This is a genomic window from Neochlamydia sp. EPS4, from assembly GCF_000813665.1.
GTDB lineage: Bacteria > Chlamydiota > Chlamydiia > Chlamydiales > Parachlamydiaceae > Neochlamydia.
The window spans coordinates 1-1,334 of sequence record NZ_JSDQ01000020.1 but is presented as its reverse complement, the minus strand read 5'-3'; the positions used below and the strand labels follow the sequence as shown (position 1 = coordinate 1,334).

The window sequence follows — 1,334 nt, the reverse complement described above, 5'->3', positions numbered from 1 at the left end:
GCAGGATTGAGTTGATAAACTTTAGCTAACATAAGAGTTCGCTGGGTGGTGGTATTCTTCCTGGGGAAATGAAGCTGGGCTATTTTTTTATAAAGAGAAGGCATTACTTCAGAAGCCAGCAGATGATGCCATCTTTTACAGACGCTAAATAAGGAAGGAACTACGCAAGCCTCTAAGATAGGGAGCAGCAATTCATTGGGCAAGCTTTCAATAGATGTCGAGGAGATAGGATGCATTTTATTTCCTTGGATAGTGATAACTTTTCAGTATTTTTATTTTTTAAAGACAATGTATAAAAATTAAAAAAGCAAGTCAAAACAATTCGTATCCTTATCAAGGAAAAACAACTCACAGATGAGTTACAACTACTTCTTTTTTCAGATAGATTCAAGGAAAGGAAGGAAACCTTCCAAGCATTCAGGAGCAGCCACGGGTTTTGGGGATTAAGTGACGCGGCAATCTTGGTTTGGCTAAAAGAATAAGATTGATTCTTTTCTTTGCCTTATTTGAGAAAAACGGCTCTTTTTGATGTGGTGTTTTAATTCTTCTACCGCTTCTACAGGCAGACTGGCGAGCTGGTTTTGGCTTAAGTAAAGGTTTTGCAGCTTAGGCAGCTGCCCGATTTCTACAGGCAGAGCGGTGAGCTGGTTGTGGCTTAAATCAAGATTTAGCAGCTGAGATAACTGGCATATTTCTGCAGGCAGGCTGGTGAGCTGGTTTTGATTTAAGAAAAAGCCATTGCAGCTGAGACAATTGCCCGATTTCTGTAGGCAGACTGGTGAGCTGGTTTTGATTTAAGTAAAGCTCTTGCAACTGAGACAGCTGCCCGATTTCTACAGGAAGAGCGGTGAGCTGATTTTGATTTAAGTAAAGATGTGTCAGCCCAGACAGCTGCCCAATTTCTGTAGGAAGGCTGGTGAGCTGGTTTTGATCTAATTCAAGCCCTCGCAGCTGAGACAATTGCCCTATTTCTGCAGGCAGGCTGGTGAGCTGGTTTTGATTTAAGTAAAGCCCTCGCAGCTTAGGCAGCTGCCCGATTTCTGCAGGCAGAGCGGTGAGCTGGTTTTGATTTAAGTAAAGGTGTGTCAGCTCAGACAGCTGCCCGATTTCTGCAGGAAGACTGGTGAGCTGGTTTTGGCTTAAATGAAGCGATTGCAACTGAGACAATTGGCCTATTTCTATAGGCAGAGCGGTGAGCTGATTTTGATTTAAGTTAAGCCGTGCCAACTGTGACAATTTACCTGTTTCTGTAGGAAGGCTGGTGAGCTGGTTTTGATATAAGTAAAGCGTTTGCACCTGAGACATCTCCCCGATTTCTCTAGGCAGAGCGGTGA

General features: G+C 43.3%; 3 protein-coding genes. All 3 read right to left on the bottom strand.

Annotated elements, in window-relative coordinates; genetic code table 11:
- Positions 1–236 (bottom strand): F-box protein (locus DB42_RS01500; protein ID WP_044881424.1); only part of this gene is annotated, 236 nt, incomplete at its 3' end.
- 234 nt (positions 237–470) lie between these two features.
- Positions 471–674, bottom strand: a complete 204-nt coding sequence (locus DB42_RS11780; RefSeq protein WP_368665334.1) for a leucine-rich repeat domain-containing protein — start codon at positions 672–674, stop codon at positions 471–473.
- On the bottom strand, positions 661–1,334 hold a 674-nt coding region (locus tag DB42_RS01495; protein WP_202965057.1), incomplete at its 5' end, for a leucine-rich repeat domain-containing protein. The genes DB42_RS11780 and DB42_RS01495, both read right to left, overlap by 14 nt.